The sequence below is a fragment of the Mucilaginibacter sp. P1_D10 genome (genome assembly GCF_056406215.1).
In genome coordinates, this window is record NZ_JBFUAP010000005.1 from 136,045 (window position 1) to 156,536 (window position 20,492).

17 protein-coding genes are annotated in these 20,492 nt (G+C 46.8%); 9 read left to right on the top strand and 8 right to left on the bottom strand.

Going from position 1 to position 20,492, the window contains the following annotated elements; genetic code table 11:
• The first annotated feature begins 1 nt into the window (after window position 1).
• Complete coding sequence (locus tag AC1DYT_RS09335; protein WP_477469353.1) at window positions 2–3,739, top strand: DUF6443 domain-containing protein; 3,738 nt, start codon at window positions 2–4, stop codon at window positions 3,737–3,739.
• The gene (locus AC1DYT_RS09340) at window positions 3,678–4,085 is read left to right on the top strand and encodes a hypothetical protein (RefSeq protein WP_477469354.1); all 408 of its coding nucleotides are present in this window, start codon (window positions 3,678–3,680) and stop codon (window positions 4,083–4,085) included. The genes AC1DYT_RS09335 and AC1DYT_RS09340 overlap by 62 nt, the downstream gene beginning before the upstream one ends.
• A gap of 941 nt (window positions 4,086–5,026) precedes the next feature.
• On the opposite strand, the gene AC1DYT_RS09345 is transcribed toward AC1DYT_RS09340, so the two are convergent.
• Window positions 5,027–5,920 carry a hypothetical protein gene (locus tag AC1DYT_RS09345; protein ID WP_477469355.1) on the bottom strand — a complete coding sequence of 298 codons (894 nt, stop codon included), beginning with the start codon at window positions 5,918–5,920 and terminating at the stop codon, window positions 5,027–5,029.
• Window positions 5,921–6,211: 291 nt separating this feature from the next.
• Here AC1DYT_RS09345 and AC1DYT_RS09350 point away from each other — a divergent pair, with 291 nt between their 5' ends.
• Both AC1DYT_RS09350 and AC1DYT_RS09355 read left to right on the top strand, forming a co-directional pair.
• Window positions 6,212–7,279, top strand: a complete 1,068-nt coding sequence (locus AC1DYT_RS09350; RefSeq protein WP_477469356.1) for a tetratricopeptide repeat protein — start codon at window positions 6,212–6,214, stop codon at window positions 7,277–7,279.
• Between the two features lie 273 nt (window positions 7,280–7,552).
• Window positions 7,553–8,182: a class I SAM-dependent methyltransferase gene (locus AC1DYT_RS09355; protein WP_477469357.1), complete on the top strand. Its 630-nt coding sequence runs from the start codon at window positions 7,553–7,555 to the stop codon at window positions 8,180–8,182.
• A gap of 185 nt (window positions 8,183–8,367) precedes the next feature.
• Here the strand turns inward: AC1DYT_RS09355 and AC1DYT_RS09360 are convergent, their stop codons facing one another.
• Window positions 8,368–8,949 carry a Crp/Fnr family transcriptional regulator gene (locus AC1DYT_RS09360; RefSeq protein WP_477469358.1) on the bottom strand — a complete coding sequence of 194 codons (582 nt, stop codon included), beginning with the start codon at window positions 8,947–8,949 and terminating at the stop codon, window positions 8,368–8,370.
• Between the two features lie 229 nt (window positions 8,950–9,178).
• Here AC1DYT_RS09360 and AC1DYT_RS09365 point away from each other — a divergent pair, with 229 nt between their 5' ends.
• From AC1DYT_RS09365 to AC1DYT_RS09385, 5 genes are all read left to right on the top strand, one after another.
• The gene (locus tag AC1DYT_RS09365; protein WP_477469359.1) at window positions 9,179–10,336 is read left to right on the top strand and encodes a M28 family metallopeptidase; all 1,158 of its coding nucleotides are present in this window, start codon (window positions 9,179–9,181) and stop codon (window positions 10,334–10,336) included.
• Window positions 10,337–10,362: 26 nt separating this feature from the next.
• The gene (locus tag AC1DYT_RS09370; RefSeq protein ID WP_477469360.1) at window positions 10,363–11,058 is read left to right on the top strand and encodes a lysostaphin resistance A-like protein; all 696 of its coding nucleotides are present in this window, start codon (window positions 10,363–10,365) and stop codon (window positions 11,056–11,058) included.
• A gap of 94 nt (window positions 11,059–11,152) precedes the next feature.
• Complete coding sequence (locus AC1DYT_RS09375; RefSeq protein WP_477469361.1) at window positions 11,153–11,713, top strand: hypothetical protein; 561 nt, start codon at window positions 11,153–11,155, stop codon at window positions 11,711–11,713.
• A 97-nt stretch (window positions 11,714–11,810) separates the two neighbouring features.
• Window positions 11,811–12,023: a hypothetical protein gene (locus AC1DYT_RS09380; RefSeq protein WP_477469362.1), complete on the top strand. Its 213-nt coding sequence runs from the start codon at window positions 11,811–11,813 to the stop codon at window positions 12,021–12,023.
• 3 nt (window positions 12,024–12,026) lie between these two features.
• Window positions 12,027–12,809, top strand: a complete 783-nt coding sequence (locus tag AC1DYT_RS09385; RefSeq protein ID WP_477469363.1) for an ATPase — start codon at window positions 12,027–12,029, stop codon at window positions 12,807–12,809.
• 24 nt (window positions 12,810–12,833) lie between these two features.
• On the opposite strand, the gene AC1DYT_RS09390 is transcribed toward AC1DYT_RS09385, so the two are convergent.
• The 6 genes from AC1DYT_RS09390 to AC1DYT_RS09415 all read right to left on the bottom strand — a co-directional run bounded on the left by AC1DYT_RS09390 (window position 12,834) and on the right by AC1DYT_RS09415 (window position 20,302).
• The gene (locus AC1DYT_RS09390) at window positions 12,834–14,585 is read right to left on the bottom strand and encodes a HAMP domain-containing sensor histidine kinase (protein ID WP_477469364.1); all 1,752 of its coding nucleotides are present in this window, start codon (window positions 14,583–14,585) and stop codon (window positions 12,834–12,836) included.
• A complete protein-coding gene (locus AC1DYT_RS09395; protein WP_477469365.1) occupies window positions 14,582–15,709 on the bottom strand; it encodes a sensor protein KdpD in 1,128 nt (375 codons plus the stop codon). Before AC1DYT_RS09395 ends, AC1DYT_RS09390 begins: the two co-directional genes overlap by 4 nt.
• Before the next feature lie 126 nt (window positions 15,710–15,835).
• Window positions 15,836–16,399, bottom strand: a complete 564-nt coding sequence (locus AC1DYT_RS09400; RefSeq protein WP_477469366.1) for a K(+)-transporting ATPase subunit C — start codon at window positions 16,397–16,399, stop codon at window positions 15,836–15,838.
• Between the two features lie 12 nt (window positions 16,400–16,411).
• Window positions 16,412–18,445: a potassium-transporting ATPase subunit KdpB gene (gene kdpB, locus AC1DYT_RS09405; RefSeq protein ID WP_477469367.1), complete on the bottom strand. Its 2,034-nt coding sequence runs from the start codon at window positions 18,443–18,445 to the stop codon at window positions 16,412–16,414.
• A gap of 48 nt (window positions 18,446–18,493) precedes the next feature.
• Window positions 18,494–20,212: a potassium-transporting ATPase subunit KdpA gene (gene kdpA, locus AC1DYT_RS09410; protein WP_477469368.1), complete on the bottom strand. Its 1,719-nt coding sequence runs from the start codon at window positions 20,210–20,212 to the stop codon at window positions 18,494–18,496.
• Between the two features lie 12 nt (window positions 20,213–20,224).
• Window positions 20,225–20,302 (bottom strand): potassium-transporting ATPase subunit F, encoded by a 78-nt coding sequence (locus AC1DYT_RS09415; RefSeq protein WP_078346467.1) that lies wholly within the window; start codon window positions 20,300–20,302, stop codon window positions 20,225–20,227.
• Window positions 20,303–20,492: the final 190 nt, after the last annotated feature.

The following is a 20,492-nucleotide window of genomic DNA, read 5'->3' on the forward strand; positions in this document are numbered from 1 at the left end:
TATGTTAAATTATACCGATATTAAGCACCTGCAGGCAAAGGTTGTTTTAACCCTGTGCCTGGTAACATCTTTGCTAACCGCGCGTGCGCAGTATGTGCCATCGCCTGCGCAATTAAGCGCGCCGCCCGCTGCGCCGGGCAACTATTACAACGAAACCCGGATATCCCTTTTGCCGGGGTTCAGCGCAACGGCGACTGCCAATAATAGCTATCGTTATAATATAAAAGACACCTGCGCGCTCTTAGCCGCCGGCCTAAGCCAGAACCAAAACTATATCACCACCTTGGTACCCCGCGTTGGCGGCATGCTAACCAATGCTGACCTTGCTAACCGCACTGCTTGTGAATTGATGCAGACCGTGCAGTATTTTGATGGGCTGGGCCGCCCCATACAAACTGTGCAGGTAATGGCTTCGCCAGGCAAAAAGGATATTGTTCAACCTGTTGCTTACGATCAGTACGGCAGGGAGGTTTACAAATACTTACCCTATGCAGCCACTACGGCCAACGGCAGCTATAAAGCAGACGCGCTTACAGCAGGCGCAGGGGTTTCAAATTTCTATTACCCAACGGGCAGTACCGCAGCCTCGGGCGCGCAGCAAAACATTAACGGCACTGTTAACGGCATTGTTTATAACCCGCAGCCTTTCTCAGCCACTGTTTTTGAACCATCGCCTTTGAACAGGGTATTGGAACAAGGCGCCCCGGGTACCGATTGGCAGCCCGTGCCGGGTGCTACCACTGGCCATACCCTAAAAATGGCTTATGCCGGTAATAACACCACAGCGATAACCGATACGGCCAACACCCGAATGGTGGCCCTTTATACAGTAACTATTAACGCGGACCAAAGCCGCACGCTGGCCCTGGGTAGCGGCGCAGCTGGCAGGTACAACGCCAACGAGCTGTACCTCACCGTTGCCTACAATGAGAACTGGAAAAGCGGGCGCGGGGGGACGATGGAAGAGTACAAAGATAAGGAGGGCCGTGTAGTGCTGAAACGTACGTTCAATTATATTTCCGGCGGGTCCCCGGCATTGCAAATATTAAGCACCTACTACGTTTACGACGATCTGGGCAACCTGGCTTTTGTGTTGCCGCCCACCAGCAATGCCGATAACGCCATGCCTACCCAAACCATGCTGGATAACCTTTGCTACCAATACCGTTACGACGCACGCAGCCGTTTGACGCAGAAAAAGTTGCCGGGTAAAGGCTGGGAGTTCACAGTTTATAACCAACTGGATCAGCCCGTGATGTCGCAGGATGCCAACCAGCGCGGCAAAGCCCCGCAGGAATGGACGTTTACCAAGTATGATGCCTTGGGAAGGAGCGTAATAACAGGTATATATCCTTACCCCAATAGCACCGCTGATAACAACCCAAGCACGCCATCAACCGCGCAGCTTATTTGGCTGCAGAACTACAGCAACCAGCAATCTGTTTTATGGGAGACAAGAGACTATGCGAACAACGGAACCGGATATACCAACGGGGCCACGCCGCAGGGAACTGTAAGTTACTTGAGCGTAAATTATTACGACGACTACACCAATATCCCATTGATGCCATCGGGCTATGTGCCGGTGCCGGGCACTTATAGCACCCAAACCAGAGGGCTGCCCACGGCAAGCAAAATAGCGGTACTGAACACCATTGCAAATGCCACCCCCGACATGCTTTGGAGCGCAAGTTATTACGACGATGAAGGGCGCAATATAAAAACATACGCCCAGCATTACCTGGGCGGCGCAACGGCATTAAGCCAGTATAACTACGATGAGGTAAGCAAAGGCTACAATTTTAACGATCAGGATAATAGCCTTACGCGAATGCATTATGTTAGGAATACAAATGGTACAGCAAAAGTATTGGCCGTAACGATAACGAACAGTTGGGATTACGACCACATGGGCCGAAAGATAAATAGCTGGCAGCAGCTGCAGAACGGCTTGCTTGCAGCGGATGCAAAAATACTGGTTGCCAAAATGGATTACAACGCCATTGGGCAGGCGTGGAAAAAGCACCTTCATAGCACGGATGCTATAAACTTTAAGCAGGACATTGCCTATAGCTATAACGAACGGGGCTGGCTGCTGAACAGCGCGGCACAATTGTTCCAGGAGCAGTTGAAGTACAACAGCGGCACGAACAAGCAGTATAACGGCAATATAGCCTACCAGAGCTGGGGTACGCAACTGAACCCGGATACCAAAACCTTTACCTATGGCTACGACCTGTTGAACCGGCTAACAAGCGGGAACTCCACGGGCAATAATAACGAAAACAGCATCGCATACGACCTTGTAGGCAATATCACCGCATTGAAACGCTACCAAAACAACGTGCTGGTAGATGACCTGAAATACTACTGCCTGGTTGGGGCAAACCCTACCAACCAATTGCAGGCGGTAGATGATGCCACCAACAGCGACATAGGCTTTAAGCACGGGCTTAACCAGGGATACACCTATGACCCCAACGGCAATATGAAATCCGATGCCAGCAAAGGTATTACGGATATCAGCTATAATCTGCTCAACCTGCCCGAAACATTTATGGGCAAAAGTACTACTTACACCTATAATGCCGCCGGGCAAAAGCTAAGGCGGGTAATAGGCGCGGCGGCTACCGACTACATCAGCGGCATACAATACGACGGCACGACACCCTCTGTCACTTTTATACAGACAGAGGAAGGAAGAGCATTGCCCAACGGTGCCACTGCTTATAACTATGAATATACCTTAACGGACCACCTGGGCAACAGCCGCGTAAACTTCGATACCGGCACCGGCGTAGCGAGGTTAGTACAAACGAACGAGTACTATCCTTTTGGTTTAGAAATACCGGGCGGCACTACCACAAGCCCTAAAAATGAATATCTTTACAATAAGAAAGAATTACAGGAGAACTTGGGGCTATACGATTATGGCGCGAGGTTTTACGACCCAGTGATTGGGAGGTGGGCGAGTGTTGATCCATTGGCGGAGAAAGGACGAAGGTGGTCGCCGTATGTTTATGGGTTCGACAATCCAATAAAGTTCATTGACCCGGATGGGATGTCAGCATGGAAACCAGATTCTCAAGGGAATCTAATTGCCGAACAAGGAGACAACGCAGGAACATTATCAACTTATTTAAACACATCTTTAGATAATGCGCAAACTATGATTGACAATCAAAAGCTAAAGATAACAGTAAATACGTCTGATAGAGATGGTTCACTTTCCGTTGATGTAAAAGACGGGGAGAAATTAACCTTAGATAATGTTTACACACGGTCAATTACTAACTCAACAAGTTCCTATACTACGGATAAAATGACAGCCGGGATTGCACCAAATGGCCTCGCAACACCGGAAGATAAATATAATTGCTGGGGTTCTGCAATCGCTGGTAGCCAAGGCAAAGAGATCAATCCATCAGTTGCAATGCCTAGTGAAAATACATTTGATGGAAATTTAATCGCAAATTATAGTTCTGTCAAACCGGAGAACGCAGAATTTGGTAAAACGGTTTTACGTTATGGAAGTGAAGACAACAATTTGACACAACATGGTGCTGTATTTTATGGAAAAAGCAAGGATGGTACAGAGTATGTATACACGAAAAATGGATATTACGCGAAGCCCGAAGTTATGAAACGCTCAGATTTAGAAAAAAAAATCCCAGAATATGGAAAAGTTCAAGGTATTAGCGGCACTGGTGATACTGGCTATTATCAACCCCGCCCCTAAGCATTCAATTTATAATAATCAGGATACCCAAAGTAAGGAAGTGCAGGTTAGATTCTACAATCAATTAGACACTATTATCTTAAAAAAGAATGAGTGTAAGATAGAAGTTAATTCTACGGGGCTCTCTTTATTTATTCTAAATAAGGAAAAAATCCAATCGATTAATAGTATTATCGACCCTACCGTTATCTTATATATTAATAATAAGCCAGTTACCGCAAGAGGTATTTTAGTATATCGATCTTCGTTGCCACAAGGAGTTGAATATTTTTTTGCTTTGGATGCTCAAAAAAAAATATTCGACTTAAGCGAGTCACCCTTACAACTTACAAAAGTCGGTCAGTAAGGCAACTTGGCGCTGAGCATGCAGCATAACCTCGGCTGGTGCGCGCGTATCGCGCGTTCTCAACCATTTGCAAGGTGCAGGTTTAGTTAAATGAAGCAATTGTTTTAAAAACCTGCATTCGCAGTAGGGAAGTCTTGCCGGAAAGCCGGTTGGTTTATTAAGGGACAGATAGTAAATTTGATAAAGCTTTAACTGGAAGTAGCAGCGCTTCAAATTAGTGTTTAATACCTGATAGKGAATCTTGTTCCGGCTGTTTAATGARTGGTTTATTGGTGATGCCCATATSGAGWGGTATTCCCGCGCAGGATGCTATCAAAYTTTAWAAACAGCAGGCCTTRAAGCTTACTAATTAAAGGARGTTTTATGTCAAAAACGCTTGAAATTGTTCATCCCTCTGCTGGTGCGCGCGTGTCGCGCGTTCCTAACCACTTGCAAGGTGCAGGTTTCCCAGCCTGGCGCGAGTATGCAGTGCAGGCAAGCGCGGTGGGGTACTCGTGCCTAACCACTTGCAAGGTAAGGGCTGATGCTTTATTTTAGCTTGCATGAGCACCAAATATAAATTCCGCGACCAGGATAAGCTTTACTTTATAAGTTTCGCTGTTGTAAACTGGATAGACCTTTCGAGCCCTTGTTGGTGTTCGCGGTGCTGGCCGTTGTTGTGTCTTATGACCAACAACTGAAGCGCGGGAATGCCCCCGGGTGGTGTGCGAATGCCGTGTGTATTGAACCTGCATTCGCAGTAGGGATTGAAAGGGGAAGCCGCCTGCGCGGGGCTTGGGTGTCAGACAGGCAGGGCGAAGCAATCCCGACAGGCGTTGGGACGGCAAAGCCCGGCCCCGATGAATATCGGGGACTGCCATAAATATTTCTTTGCCTTTTCGCCGTCGTCGGCATTGTCGCATTCGGTTTTTTGGTCACAAGACCAACAAAGGCATCCTCCCCTACTTCCCCGCCAAATAAAACTTCTCCCAAAAATCTACCGATTTGGTGAGTTCGCTCCTATCGGCTGTGTTGCCGCCGCCTGCGCCACCACCGCGCATGCCGCCACCACGACGGCCACCGCCGCCGCCCATACCTCCGCCGCGGCCGCCGCCCATACCACCGCGGCCACCACCACCAGGGCCGCCGGGGCCACCCATATCGCCGCCTGCCGGCCTGTCGCCTTTCTTAGGGAAGGTGAGTCCGTTAATTTTGATATTGAATGCCCATTCGTTCTTTCCGCTGGCATCTGCATGCAGCATGGCTATGGGTACCGCGGCTTCATACACCAGGTATCCCTCGCTATCGAAGCAGAGTGCGGTTTTGATGCCATAAAGGTTGGCGGTGGTCATCACCTCGTTCAGCACATCGGCAAAGCCGGTTGCCTTTATTTGCTTAAGGCGGGTAAGGCCTGCTTCCAGACGTTCCTGCCTGTCGCCCTCGGTGCCGGGTTGGGGCGGCTGACTATCATCGCCGGGCTGTTGTTGTTGCATTGCGCGGAAATCGGGCATCGCATCGGGGTCGGTATAGGGGAAGGTTACGCTGAAGCTTTCCTTCTTCTTGCCTTTCGGATCGATAGAGAAAGTGATGCCGGCCATCAGCGCACGGCGCTGCTCGCTATGGTCGCTGATGCGCAGGGCCACATATATATTGTCCTTATCGTTGGCAATGGTGTAGGGTATCTTCTTTTCCTCGTTGATGTAACGGAGGCTGTCGCCCCATTCGGATAGTTTGCCATCAACCAATACCTTGGCAGGCGCAGGCTGCAGGGTTGGCTTATCGTTTTTGTTTTGGGCAAGTGCAGCAAGCGGAAGCGCGAACGCGGCCAGCAAAAGGTATCGAGCGGAAGTTTTCATTTTGGGGCTGTGATGTATTTATTAGACAGGATTAGAACAGCAGCAGCCTGTGCTTATTGTGGAGGTAGGACGTAAAGAAGTTATTACAATTGGGGCCTGAACCGCTGATTCGTGTGATTAAATGATTACGCTGAAAAATCAATATCGAACATCGAATGCTGAATATGGAATGATGAAGTGAAAAAAGAATCAACGGATACCCAAAAAGCATTTAAACAGACAAATAACATTTTTATAGCAGATTATGGATTTTATGCGCAAATTGCATCCTAGCCATAAAACCATATCATTATGAAAAAACGCTTATTTTTCGTTGCATTTTTAGTTGCCACCCTGTTTTGCCTTGGTAGCTATGCGCAGACCAACAAGGAAACTGCCCTTGCCAAAGCCCGGGAAGGGGTAAAACTGGGCGACGAGGATAAATTTGATGAAGCACTTAAACTCCTTGATGAAGCCCAAAAACTCGATCCGGATAATATTACCTACCCTTACGAAATAGCCTATATTTATTACCGGCAGGAGAAATATCAAACCGCGATAGACCTAATGGAGAAACTTAAGGATAAGCCAGACAGTTTCGACCGCTTGTACCAGTTGCTGGGCAATAGCTACGATTATTTAAAACAACCCGATAAGGCTATCGCCACTTATAAAGAAGGTCTTAAAAAATTCCCGGCATCAGGCAATTTATACCTGGAAAGTGGCATTATGGCGGAGCTGCAAAAAGATTACGATAGCGCAATGGGTTATTACGAGAAAGGCATTCAGGTAGACCCGAAATTCTCGTCTAATTACTACCGGGCTGCCGAACTGTACCTGCAATCAGACGAACCAATGTGGGGGATGCTATACGGCGAGCTATTTATGAACCTGGAACGTAACAGCAAACGCACGCAGGCGATGAGCAAATTACTGTACGATGCTTATAAAACACACATTACTTTCCCCGCTCCCGACAAAGCAGTCGTTAGTTTCAGTAAAAACAATATAATAGCTACTAACGCAACGTTATTGCCTTACAGCCTGATATACGAACCAACGATGGCCATAGCCGTGAGTACTGAGCGGGAAATTAACCTAAATTCGCTCGACAGGATACGACAAGGTTTTTTGAAATTCTATACAGAGCGCGGTTTCGACAAAAAATACCCAAATATACTTTTCGACTATCAAAGCCAGTTGCAAAACGCCGGCCACCTGGAAGCCTATAACCATTGGCTATTGATGAAAGGCGACGAAGATGCTTTTACCGCCTGGCAAACTGCCAACAAAGCCAAATGGGATGATTTTGTAAAATGGTACCTGGCAAACCCTTTAAAACTTGATGATATGCATAAGTTTTACCGTATGCAGTACTAAAAATTGGCGGCCTTGGTTGTTGATCACAAGGCCAACAAAGGCGAAACCGTTGATTTTAATAATTTTAGGATTGCGTTGATTTGGGAGCCTGCTTTCATCTCTAAATGATGGATGGCATCAGCGACATCATTTAATCATTAAAACGGCGAAGCCCTCTTGAGCGCAAAAAAACAATCAACCCACGAAAAATCAACGGTTCCAATTTTATCACCAAAACACCAATTCTGTTGCAAAAAATGTATTATATTGCAACGAAAAACGCAATATACCCCTATGGCAGATTATCAGGACCACGGCTTCTCCAGCGAACACGCGAGCCCATTTTGGCAATACGTGCAAGACTCTATGATCTCGCTGCTGAACAAGGATAAAAACCGTTGTATACTGGATCTGGGCTGCGGCAACGGTTACCTGGTAAACTTCCTTATTTCGCAAGGGTACAATGCCTACGGCATAGATGCCTCACAAACCGGCATTGCCATTGCCAATAAAGTAAACCCGGGCCGATTTTTCATCCAGGATCTGGACGATAACCAACTCCCTGCCGAAATACGCGACCTGCCTTTCGATACCATCGTATCTACCGAGGTGATTGAGCATATTTACAACCCATTTATTTTTATGGCGCTTTGCAAGGACGTGCTCAGCAAAAACGGCGGCGGCGAAATCATACTCACTACGCCGTACCATGGCTACCTCAAAAACCTGGTGCTAAGCATCTTCGATAAATGGGATAAGCATACCAACGCGGTTGCGGTTGGCGGGCACATCAAATTCTGGTCGCGCGCCTCATTAAGCAAACTGCTTACCCAAACAGGGTTTGAAGTAACGCATTTCGTAGGCTGCGGCCGCATGCCTTACATGTGGAAGAGCATGCTGATGAAAGCGAAACTTAGTTCATAGATGATAGTTGATGGTTCATGGTAGCTGCGGCGGAGTTCATGGCTGATTGTTCATAGTTCATGGCAGCTGCGGTTTAGTTCATGGCTGATTGTTCATAGTTCATGGTAGCTGCGGTGGGGTTACGGCTGATTGTGGCCTGTCAACCATCCCCTATTAACTATGAACCATCATCTATGAACCATGAACTATTTTACAACCACCGTATTCAGCATCTTGCTTAAAAACTCAGGGGTAACGCCTATGTACGATGCTACCTGTTTTTGCGGCAGCGAGCGGATAAGCGATGGGTACAAGGTGCAGAAGTTGCCGTAACGCTCCATGGCGCTCAATATCATGTTATCTATTTGCCGGTGCTGGTAGGTGGCCATGGCATTCTCAGATAGCATACGGCCGAAACGTTCAAAAATGGGGTACTTCAATTGTAGGGCGTCCATATCTACCTTATGGACGAAGAACAGCTCTGTTTCTTCTATCGCATCTATATTCAAGCGTGCAGGTTCGCCGGTGAGCAGGCTGCGCATATCTACTATCCACCAGCCGGGGGGCGCAAATTGTAGCACATGTTCGCCGCCATTCTTATCTATCGCGTAGCTGCGAAGGCAGCCAGCGGTAACGAAATATATTTTGCTGTCCACGTCGCCCTGTTCCAGCAGATATTGCTTGCGTTTAACTTTTTTGTAATGCAGCAGGGAGGTAAAGTAAGCGGCCTCCTCCGGGCCGAGGGTAACGTAACGGGCAATATTGGCGAGGATGGGCGTATAATCCATAGATAATGCAATTATAATTGATTGGTGCGAACGAGGACGAATTGATTGACACGAATTTCACCAATTGAGACGAATTACACGAATTGAACCTTGATTCTTTGGATTAAAGGATGGCCTTGATTTACTCTCCGCAGCTACCATGAACTATCAACCATCGACTATGAACTAACCGCAGCTACCATGAACTATGAACCATCAACCATGAACGCTTTTTCGTATTTTTACGCTGATGAAACTTAAACTAAGCCTTATACTACTGCTTACCTGCCAACTGGGCCTGGCGCAGGATATCAAATTTGCCCATAAGATGGTGGATACCCTCACCTCCCCCTACTTTTGGGGTCGTGGTTATACCAACAACGGCATGGGCAAAGCAGCAGATTTTATTGCCGGTCAGCTGAAAAGCTACGGGTTAAAACCCATGGCCGGCAAAACTTACCTGCAGGAATTTAGCTACCCCGTTAATACCTTCCCTGGTAAGATGGAAGTAGCTATCAACGGCGTGGCTTTGGTGCCTGGCAGGGATTTCATCGTTAGTCCGGATAGCCGTGGGGTTACCGGCGAAGGCAAGCTGGTGCAGCAGGACAGCACGCACTTTGTCGATGCGGTGAACCGTATTATGGTAACACTGGAAACAAAACTTACCTGGTCGGCCGAGCAAACCGTGTTGGATTATACGGTGATACAGCTGGATAAGAAACTGCAAAGCACCCTGCCGAAAACCATTAAGATTGATATCGAGAACACCTTCAACCCATCGTTCAAGGCGGCCAATATCTGCGCTGTGGTGAAGGGAACGAAGATGCCCGATTCCGTCATCGTGTTCACCGCCCATTACGACCACCTGGGTGGCATGGGCAGCAAAACCTATTTCCCCGGTGCCAACGATAACGCCAGCGGCGTAACCCAGGTGCTTAGCCTAGCTAAATACTACGGCAAGCATCCGCAGCCTTACACCATGGCATTCATCTTTTTTGCGGGCGAAGAGGCGGGCCTGCTCGGCTCCAAACATTTTACAGAGAACCCGTTGACCGATCTGAAAAACATCCGCTTTTTGGTGAACCTGGACCTGGAAGGTACCGGCGTGGAAGGCATCACGGTAGTGAATGCATCGGTGTTCCCAAAAGAATTTGCCCTACTTAAACAGGTGAACGAAAAAGGAAATTACCTGGTGAAGGTGAACTCGCGTGGCAAAGCCGCCAACAGCGACCATTACTTCTTCAGCGAGAAAGGCGTGCCCGCATTTTTTATGTACACCCTTGGCGGCATAAAAGCCTACCACGATATTTACGACATCAGCGCCACCCTGCCGCTGAACGAATACGAAGACCTGTTTAACCTGCTGCTGAAATTCAACGAGGGCTTGATGGGGAAAACAGCGCAATAAAAGCTTTAACAATACACAAGCCCACCATGCTCTTAACCTACTTAAAAAGCAACACGCAACGCGCCCTGGTTACCCGTGGGCTGATTTTAACGATGCTGCTTTTCTTTGCCATAGCGCAAATCAATCACATCATCATTGCGGTTACGGGGATGAAGGAATGGTCGGCAGGGATGTTTACGATTTCGAGGTTTTTTTACTGGCTGTGGCTGGGCTGTATTTACCTGTACGTAACTCGCGTAGAAAAACAGCCCCTGCTGCTGTGGCCCGAGAAAAACTACGGCGTTGGCTTTTACCTGGCATCGGTACCCGGCATTATCTTTACGCTGGGCATCGGTAACGTCGCCATTACTTATGCGCTGTATTTTGCGGGCCTGTACAAAACAAACGAGGCCGTTTTAGGGCTCGGGCAATTCAGCCTGCTGCTGAAAATATTCATATCGCTTACGGCCGGCGTAGTAGAAGAATTGGTGATGCGCGGCTACCTGATGCCCCGGCTGCAATTGTTCTTCAAGAAATGGTATTGGCCCGTTATCGTATCGTCGGTTTTGTTCGGCATTGCGCATGCCCGCTGGGGCACGCTGGCCAATGTGCTGGTGCCCATGTTCATCGGTTTTATATTTGCCCTCCATTACCAAAAATACCGCAACATCAGGGTACTCATATTCTGCCACTTTGCCTGGGATATGATTAGTTTGATGATGCTGCCGCATGGGGGGAAGTAGGATGTTGCGCCAGGATATTAAATACAAAAAAATAGTCCGCCAGCGGGGATATTTTTTAATTATGTGAGTATCTAAACCCTTAAATCCGTTATTCATGACACTTTACAGTGCAATACTCACACTGCTTCAATATAACCTTATCCGCGGCTGCTTTATCACCGTTTTGGTTATCCTATTGGCTAAAACGCTGTTTGGCAAGTACGTTCACACCAATTTGTCTGTTAAAATCATAAAATGGATATTGATTACCTATGCAGTTCTCTCTTTAATTTATACGCTGACTTTAATTGCATGGGGTTATTTTGGCGCTTCCGACTACATTTGGTTAACCCGCGCAACAGGGCCATATTGGTGGGCATACTGGTCAATGCTTAGCGGCAATTGTATTTTTCCCTTATTTCTGCTAATCCCAAGACTGGGGCGCAATATCTACATCATACTACTTGCGAGCATTTTGATGAATTTGGGATGGCTGTTAGAATTACTTACTATTTATATGGCCAATAGGCATCGTGACTATATACCGGCAGCACATCCTCCCCTTTGGTATTATGCGCCTGCATTGATTATTTTATTGCAGGGATTTTTAGTTGGAGTTGTACTTATTGGAATTGAGGCTTGGTGGGGGAAAAGGCATGGAAAGGAATTATCGTAAAGTGGATACCGCATTATTTACCACATACACGTGGATTAGAAAAACAGAAGACAAACTAAATCGTCAGGTTTATTTAAAATATCAGTAACTTTAAATTATGAATACACACGAAGAATACTTAACGAAACGAGTGGTCATTCGCGCAACAAAAAAAGGCATGAAGATAGCATCGCAGGAAGCTATGAATACGATGGGCTATACAATTATAGCTCAGGAAGGTTGGATAGTAAAAAAAAATCAGGACGGTAGTGTGGAGCGGATTGAACAGATACAAACCCCTATTCATTCTGGTCCTATAGCTTTAGATTAATAAATGGATTCCGGACAACCAAAACTCCGGGTATTTGCCGGGCCGAACGGCTCCGGCAAAAGCACTGTAATCAGTTTTATTCGCAACTATAAGGTTAACGATAAAAACGTTGAGTTTGGATACTATGTCAACGCAGATGAAATAGCATACGCGCTAAAAACGGAAAAGAAATTTTCGTTTACGCCTTTTAACTTTAAAGCTACCCCTAAAGATTTTAATCAAATCGCGCTGACATCTGGTTTGATTAACAATGTATTTACACACCAACAATTAGTTAAAGCTTATCAACTTACCGATAATTCTATTCATTCACTACAGGAAAACAATATCGACAGATTAGCTCAAATAACAGCCGATTACCTCCGCAAGAAACTGCTCCAGGAACAAAAAAGATTTTCTTTTGAAACTGTTTTTTCTCACAGTTCCAAACTTGCCATTTTACAAGATGCAGTCAATGCGGGCTATAAAGTTTACCTTTATTTCGTTTGTACAGAATCTCCTGAGATTAATAAGTTCCGTGTTGAAACCAGGATTAAACAAGGCGGTCACAGCGTCCCAATAAATAAAATTGAAACGAGGTATTATCGTGCGCTTGATTTATTGCATGATGCTGCCCAATTAGCTTATCAAGCCTTTTTCTTCGATAATTCCGAAGATGGCGAAGACTTTAAAATGTTTGCGCACTTTAAAATAATTGGCGGCAAAAAAGCATGGGACGAGATTAACCAAGATAACGTACCAAACTGGTTTAAAATTTATTATTCGGAAAAGGTTTCAAAACCATAATTTTATTCGAATTTGCTTCCCCCCTCACACCGGCAAACTAAAATAAAACCTGCTCCCCTCGCCTAACTCGCTTTCTACGCCGATGGTGCCGCCTTGTGCGTTGATGAAATCTTTGGAAATGGCTAAGCCCAGGCCCGAGCCGGATTTGTTCTGCCCATCCGTAGGTACCTGGAAGTAACGGTCGAACAGGCGTTTTTGGTAGGCTTCATCTATCCCACGGCCGAAATCTTTTACCGAAAACTCAACCTTGCCCTGTTTAGCAGCAACCTGTATCACTATCTTCGATTTTTCGGCGCTGTAGCGCAAGGCGTTGGAGAGGAAATTCACCAGCACCCAGGCCGTTTTCTCGATATCTACGTGCACATCGGGCAGGGTATGGTCCTGCACTATCTCCAGTTCTACCTTCTTTTGCTCTGCCTGGAATTTGATGGATGTGATGGCATACTCCACAATCTTCATAGGGCTTACCGGCACAAAGTTCAGCTGGATATTGCCGGTTTCCACCTGCGATAGCTCCAGCAATTCGCTGGTTATTTTCAGCAGGCGTTCGCTATCGTCTTTAATGTGGGCAATCAGTTGGTGCTGTTCGTTGTTCATGGCGCCTACGCGCTCGTCGTTCAGCAGCTTCAGGCTCATTTTGATGGATGCGATTGGCGTTTTCAACTCGTGCGAAATGGTGGCGATGAAATTGGTTTTAGCTTCGTCGCGCTCTTTGAATTCGGTAATATTTTTGAGGATATATACTTTGCCCGCCGGGCGATTGGCTATCTGCAATACATCCGTTCCGTGGTTGATATTGGGCACCGATATACTGCTGCTCTGCAACTGGAAGTAAGCTTCCCTCCCATCCAGCACAATCTTGAAAGGCTTTGCTGGGGCATCATCACCTATGATGGACCTGAACAGGTCATTGCCTTTCGTGAGTGCTTCTGTATTTTTGCCGATTACCTTATCATCATTAATGTTGAGCGCTTTGCGGGCGGCATCGTTCATGAAAAGTATTTCCTGCTTTTCGTCTACCCCGATGATGGCATCCTGCATCTGCTCTATGATGGCTTCGATGCGGCGTTTTTCCGATATTACGGTGGCCAGGTTGCTGTTCTCCCACTCGTTCAGCCGCGCGGCCATCAGGTTGAAGGCATTGGCAACTTCGGCAAATTCGTCGTCTTTTTCAAAATGGATGCGGGTAGCATAATTCTTCTGCCCAATCTCGCGGATACCTGCCAGCAGTGCCCGCAAGGGATTGGCAATAAAGCCAGGGAAATTGACGCTGAAACTGAACAGCACCATGAAGGAGAAACTGGCCACCAAACCCAGGATAAGCGTGGCGTCATCCACCGTTTTTCGTGCCTGGGCATCTTTGCGAACGATCGCCTGCATATTCAGTTCCTCTATTTTGCCAAGGCCTGCAAATATCTTATGGTAGGCCGCCCCTATCACATTGATATCGCTGCTTAGGTGCGACAATTTATATGCCGTGAACCCCGCGCGCAGGGTCTCGGTGGCTGCCTTTTCGTTCGGCTCGGTGATGTTGTGCTCCTGTAGGGACAGGTACTTCTCGAACTTCCGTTCGCCGGCCGTATCGGCATTAATGCCTCCGTTATCTAGCAACAGCCGCATCTGCCGCACAAAGTTCAGCGACTCGTAATTGTTCTTGAGTATGGCCTTCGAGTTCTCCGAAATATCGCGGATGTAGAACAAAGCGGTAGCGCCGAAAAACAGCACCACTACAAACAAAAAGCCGAAGCCCAGCCGGAGTTTAGTTTTTACTTTCATGATAATATGACCAAATCGGTCTCTGTTGCTGCAATTTTGTTAAGTAATTCGTTAAATATAGCCGTTCTTAATATCACCTGCCATAAATTTAAATGAGGCTTACCTATGCAGATGGTGGTAACCTCCTTCTCTTCTGCTATTTGCATAATGGTTTTGGTAACGTTGTCGCTTTTTATTTTGATGAGTTCGGCACCAAGTTCTGTGGCCAGTTTAAAATTATTGATAAGATGACGCTGTTTATCCAGTTTTATTTTATCCAGGCTTTCGTTGCTGCTTTGTACATATAGCACTATCCAGGGCGAGCGGTAATAAGATGCCAGCCGCGCCGTTTTGCGGATGACGATTTTCGCCGTTTCGGCATTGGACGAAATGCAGGCCAGGAATTTTTCGGGCCGCAGTTTTATCTGCTTAGGCACCTCCACGTTTATCTTCCGTTCCAGGTGGTGTGCCACTTCCTTTAAAGCAATCTCGCGTAGTTGCAATATCTTCTCGTTACGGAAAAAGTTTTGCAGCGCGGTTGCCACCTTTGCCTTATCATATATCTTGCCTTCCTTTAGGCGGCTAATGAGTTCATCGGCAGTAAGGTCAATATTCACGATCTCATCTGCCAGTTCCAGCACCTTATCGGGTACGCGTTCGGTGATGGCAATGCCGGTGATAGATTCTATTTCCTCGTTCAGGCTCTCCAGGTGCTGGATGTTTACGGCAGTTATCACGCTGATCCCCGCCTCCAAAATATCCTTTACATCCTGCCAGCGTTTGCTGTTTTTGCTGCCTTCGATGTTGCTGTGGGCAAGTTCATCTACAATCACCACTTCCGGGTGGCGGTTGAGGATGCCCTGCAGATCCATCTCTTCCAGTTCTTTGCCCTTGTAAAATGTCTTTCTACGACCTATGTAGGGGATCCCGGCCAGCAGGGCATGTGTTTCGGCACGGTTGTGGGTTTCGATGTATCCTATTTGGATATCGATGCCATTTTTGAGCAGGGCATGCGCCTCCTGCAGCATACGGTAAGTTTTACCCACGCCGGCACTCATGCCGATGTAGATCTTCAGCTTGCCGCGCCTGCTATCCTTCAACAGTTCGATGAAGTTTTTTACGGAGTCGTCTTTCTGGTCTGGCATCTTATTGGCTGTTTTACCACAAAGGACACTAAGATTTGCGGGTTGGTAACCACAAAGAGCACTAAGCTTATTTTTCTTTGTGCCCTTTGGGGTTCTCCCTTTGTGTTCTTTGTGGTTAAATTCTCTTTATTTTTTTAACTGGTCTAAGGCTACATTCAATTTCAGCACATTCACCTTCGCTGGCCCAAATAAACCTAAAAGCGGTCCTTCGGTATGGGCGGCTACCAGGTCGGTAACCTGTTGTACGGTTAAGCCTCGTACATCTGCTACGCGTTTGATTTGGATCTTGGCAACCAAAGGCGAAATATCGGGGTCGAGGCCGCTGCCCGATGCAGTTACCATTTCGGCAGGGATATCGTTGCGTTTTAAGTATGGGTGGTATTTAAGCAAGGTATCTATGCGGCTGGCCACATCTTTCAGGTAATCGGGGTTGCTTGGGCCCTTGTTGCTGCCTGCAGAACCTGCTGCATTATAACCCACTGCCGATGGCCTGCCCCAAAAGTATTTTTGCTGGGTAAAGCTTTGTCCCTCGTTGGCATAGCCAACTACTTTGCCGTTAACAACAATGGTTTCGCCATCGCCGTGCCCTTTGGACAGTTTACCTGCAAAAGAGATAAACACAGGATATATTACGCATACCAACACAATGATTACCAGCGTTAAGCGTATGGATGTCATTAAATTTTTCATAATTTCTATTAATTAGAAGAATAGGGAAATAAGTAAGTCGATTAATTTGATACCGATAAATGGTGCGATCACACCGCCCAAACCGTATATCAGCAGGTTGCGGCGAAGCAATGCGCTGGCGCCGATTGGTTTATACTCTACGCCTTTCAAAGCCAACGGTATCAGCATCGGGATGATGATGGCGTTGAATATCACGGCAGATAATATCGCACTTTCCGGACTGTGCAAATGCATAATATTAATGGCCTGCAATGCCGGGATAGAAGCGATAAACAAAGCCGGAACGATAGCGAAGTATTTAGCCACGTCGTTAGCGATGGAGAAGGTGGTGAGCGTACCGCGGGTGATGAGCAACTGCTTGCCTATCTCTACGATCTCGATCAGCTTGGTTGGGTCGTTATCCAAATCCACCATATTGCCTGCTTCTTTGGCGGCTTGCGTACCACTGTTCATAGCCACACCTACGTCGGCCTGGGCCAGTGCGGGGGCATCGTTGGTACCATCGCCCATCATGGCTACCAGGCGGCCGCTTGCCTGCTCGGCTTTGATGTAGTTCATTTTATCTTCCGGCTTGGCCTCGGCAATAAAATCATCCACGCCGGCTTTTTCGGCAATAAATTTGGCGGTGAGCGGGTTATCGCCGGTTACCATTACGGTTTTGATACCCATTTTGCGCAGGCGTTCAAAACGTTCGGCAATGCCGGGTTTGATAATGTCCTGCAATTCTATAGTACCTAATACCTTTTCGTTTTGCGATACCACCAGCGGCGTACCACCATTTGATGCGATTGCTTTTACACGCTCTTCCACATCGGCAGGCACTTTATTACCAGCCTTCAGGGTTAAGTTGCGTATCGAGTCGAAAGCACCTTTACGGATGCGCAGGCCATCTTTAGTATCGATACCACTTGAACGGGTTTCGGCAGTAAACTTGATAAACTCTGCTCCTACAGGGGCAGTGCTGGCAATGTTCATTTTACTTTGTGCAGCCAGTTCCACTATGGATTTACCTTCGGGGGTCTCATCAGCAAGGGAAGATAGTACAGCTGCCTTTACCAAATCATCAGGCAACACATCAATAGCGGGCCAAAAATGAGTGGCCTTACGGTTACCGATGGTGATGGTACCGGTTTTGTCCAGTAGCAATACGTCGATATCGCCGGCGGTTTCTACCGCTTTACCCGATTTGGTAATTACGTTGGCACGCAGTGCCCTGTCCATCCCCGCAATACCGATGGCCGATAAAAGGCCACCGATAGTTGTGGGTATCAAACAAACGAAGAGCGATATCAATGCGGCTATAGTGATAGGGGTATTTGCATAGTCGGCAAAGGGTTTCAACGTAACGCATACGATGATGAATATCAGCGTAAAGCTGGCCAGCAGGATAGTTAAGGCTATCTCGTTTGGCGTTTTCTGGCGCGATGCACCTTCTACCAGTGCAATCATCTTATCCAGGAAGCTTTCGCCCGGCTCGGTAGTTACGATTACCTTAATATTATCGGATAATACCTTGGTACCGCCTGTAACCGACGATTTATCCCCGCCTGCCTCGCGAATAACCGGGGCAGATTCACCGGTAATGGCCGACTCATCTATCGTAGCTAAACCTTCTATAATCTCTCCATCAGTTGGGATAGTATCACCTGTTTCGCAAACGAACACATCGCCTTTACGTAGCTCGTTGGATGACTTAGTTATTACGCTGCCATCCTTCAGCAAAACTTTAGCAGGTGTTTCTTCGCGGGTTTTGCGGAGGCTATCAGCTTGTGCTTTACCGCGTGCTTCGGCAATGGCCTCGGCAAAATTGGCAAACAACAGGGTAAGCAACAGTACAATGAAGATGATAAGGTTATAAGCAAATGAACCCTGGCCGGCGTTCAGGAAGCTGTAAACGCACATATAGGCCATAATTACAGTACCTACTTCCACAGTAAACATTACCGGGTTGCGCAGCATTACCTTGGGGTTCAGCTTTATAAACGACTCTTTAAGTGCAGTTTGCACCAGAGCCGGTTCGAACAATTTATTTGATCTGGTTGTCATTTTAATAGTTTTTTAAGCCCTCCCCTTCCGGGGAGGGTTGGGTGGGGCTTATTTTACCATTGAAAAATATTCTGCAATAGGCCCTAAAGCCAAGGCAGGGAAATATGATAATGCGTTAAGTACCAATATTACGGCGAAGGTCATCAGGCCGAAGGTTATGGTATCGGTCTTCAATGTACCTGCAGATTCGGGGATGAATTTCTTTTTGGCAAGCAAGCCTGCAATGGCGACGGGGCCGATAATCGGCAGGAACCTGCCCAAAATGAGCACAAAACCTGTAGATACGTTCCAGAAGATGTTGTTGTCGCCCAACCCTTCAAAGCCAGAGCCGTTGTTGGCATTAGCTGAGGTCATCTCGTAAAGCATTTCGCTAAAGCCATGGTAGCCGGGGTTGTTTAGCCAGGCCGATGGTTTCACAGCCCAATCCGCATTGCCGTGGTTGGTGAAAACATAAGCCGCTATCGCGGTCCCCGCCATAATGAGGAAGGGGCTAAGCAGTGTTATTAAAGCGGCTATCTTCACTTCGCGCGCCTCTACCTTGTGGCCCAAAAACTCTGGGGTTCGCCCCACCATCAAGCCTGAAATGAAGACCGCTATGATCAGATATATAAAGTAATTTAATATACCCACACCACAACCTCCAAAAAAGCCGTTTATCATCATAGCAAGCAATTCCCATGCGCCGGTCAAAGCCATTGTACTATCATGCATACCATTAACAGAACCTGTTGAGGTGATGGTAGTGAGCGTACTCCAATATGCTGTAGCCGCCGGCCCAAAGCGTACCTCTTTGCCTTCCATAGCGCCGGTTGTTTGGGTAATGCCCATTTTAGCAATGGCGGGGTTGCCGCCCAACTCGCTGGTGATGGTTGGTATCATCAGCATAAACATACCAATCGTCATTACTCCAAAAATTACCCAACCCAGTTTCTTTCTGCGGATGAAATATCCAAAGGCCAATATCATTGCCACCGGTATTATAAATTGCGAAACAATCTCTACCATGTTGGTGAGGTAGTTTGGATTTTCAAACGGGTGTGACGAGTTTGCGCCAAAATAACCACCACCGTTTGTACCTAAGTGCTTAATGGCTATCATTTGCGCGGCGGGGCCACGGGACACATTTACGGTATCTCCCTGCAAGGAAATGAATTGGTCTTTACCTGCGTAACTGCTTGGCGTGCCGTTGAAGGTTAGAATCAAGGCAATTACTATAGATACAGGCAATAGCAAGCGGGTAATTGATTTGATAAAAAACTCCCAGAAGTTACCTAAATTGGTAGTGGTTTTATCGCGGAATGCTCTAAATACAGCCACCGCACATGCAATACCTGTTGCTGCACTGGTAAAGTGCAAAAACATGAAAATAAAGTGCTGGGTGAGATAAGTTGCGCCACTTTCGCCACTGTAGTGCTGTAAGTTACAGTTTACCACAAAGCTGATGATGGTATTGAACGAAAGGTCGGCTGTCATACCGGGGTTGCCGTCGGGGTTAAGCGGAAGTTTATCCTGGTAAATCAAAATAAAAAAACCGTACACCAGCCAAAGTATGTTAATTACCATCATCGCTTTCAAAAACTGTTTCCAGTCCATCGGCTCGTTTGGATTGATGCCTGATAGCTTATAAATGCCTTTTTCCAGAGGCTTCATAAAATCGGTCCATACTTTTTCGCCGGCAAACATTTTGGCCAGGTATTTACCCAGCGGTATTGCGATGGCCAGCGTAATAACGAAGGATGCAATGATCCCTAATAGTTCAGTGTTCATTGTGTCAGGGGGTTAAAAGTTTTCGGGTTTAAGCAGCACATATACCATGTATAAGAAAACTGCAATGGAGATGATAAATAATGCGATCATGATGTTTTAGATTTTTTCGAACCAGTCGATTGATTTAAAAATTACCCAGCTCGAAATAAGGATGGATACAAAGAGGATTATAGTGATCATATTGTTAATGTTTTGTGGCTTATGCCAATACCAATACCAATTTTGTAAAGCTATCCAAAACTAATTGACAATCAGTACATTAATGTGATAAGCAGCATTA

What these genes read in the sequence shown, in the direction of transcription:
- AC1DYT_RS09370 (WP_477469360.1), top strand. Translation starts at nt 10,363, where the DNA reads ATGCTCTTAACCTACTTAAAAAGCAACACGCAACGCGCCCTGGTTACC.
- AC1DYT_RS09415 (WP_078346467.1), bottom strand. Translation starts at nt 20,302, where the DNA reads ATGATCGCATTATTTATCATCTCCATTGCAGTTTTCTTATACATGGTA.
- AC1DYT_RS09365 (WP_477469359.1), top strand. Translation starts at nt 9,179, where the DNA reads ATGAAACTTAAACTAAGCCTTATACTACTGCTTACCTGCCAACTGGGC.
- AC1DYT_RS09345 (WP_477469355.1), bottom strand. Translation starts at nt 5,920, where the DNA reads ATGAAAACTTCCGCTCGATACCTTTTGCTGGCCGCGTTCGCGCTTCCG.
- AC1DYT_RS09340 (WP_477469354.1), top strand. Translation starts at nt 3,678, where the DNA reads ATGGAAAAGTTCAAGGTATTAGCGGCACTGGTGATACTGGCTATTATC.
- AC1DYT_RS09395 (WP_477469365.1), bottom strand. Translation starts at nt 15,709, where the DNA reads ATGCCAGACCAGAAAGACGACTCCGTAAAAAACTTCATCGAACTGTTG.
- AC1DYT_RS09375 (WP_477469361.1), top strand. Translation starts at nt 11,153, where the DNA reads ATGACACTTTACAGTGCAATACTCACACTGCTTCAATATAACCTTATC.
- AC1DYT_RS09350 (WP_477469356.1), top strand. Translation starts at nt 6,212, where the DNA reads ATGAAAAAACGCTTATTTTTCGTTGCATTTTTAGTTGCCACCCTGTTT.
- AC1DYT_RS09385 (WP_477469363.1), top strand. Translation starts at nt 12,027, where the DNA reads ATGGATTCCGGACAACCAAAACTCCGGGTATTTGCCGGGCCGAACGGC.
- kdpA (WP_477469368.1), bottom strand. Translation starts at nt 20,212, where the DNA reads ATGAACACTGAACTATTAGGGATCATTGCATCCTTCGTTATTACGCTG.
- AC1DYT_RS09380 (WP_477469362.1), top strand. Translation starts at nt 11,811, where the DNA reads ATGAATACACACGAAGAATACTTAACGAAACGAGTGGTCATTCGCGCA.
- AC1DYT_RS09355 (WP_477469357.1), top strand. Translation starts at nt 7,553, where the DNA reads ATGGCAGATTATCAGGACCACGGCTTCTCCAGCGAACACGCGAGCCCA.
- AC1DYT_RS09335 (WP_477469353.1), top strand. Translation starts at nt 2, where the DNA reads ATGTTAAATTATACCGATATTAAGCACCTGCAGGCAAAGGTTGTTTTA.
- kdpB (WP_477469367.1), bottom strand. Translation starts at nt 18,445, where the DNA reads ATGACAACCAGATCAAATAAATTGTTCGAACCGGCTCTGGTGCAAACT.
- AC1DYT_RS09360 (WP_477469358.1), bottom strand. Translation starts at nt 8,949, where the DNA reads ATGGATTATACGCCCATCCTCGCCAATATTGCCCGTTACGTTACCCTC.
- AC1DYT_RS09390 (WP_477469364.1), bottom strand. Translation starts at nt 14,585, where the DNA reads ATGAAAGTAAAAACTAAACTCCGGCTGGGCTTCGGCTTTTTGTTTGTA.
- AC1DYT_RS09400 (WP_477469366.1), bottom strand. Translation starts at nt 16,399, where the DNA reads ATGAAAAATTTAATGACATCCATACGCTTAACGCTGGTAATCATTGTG.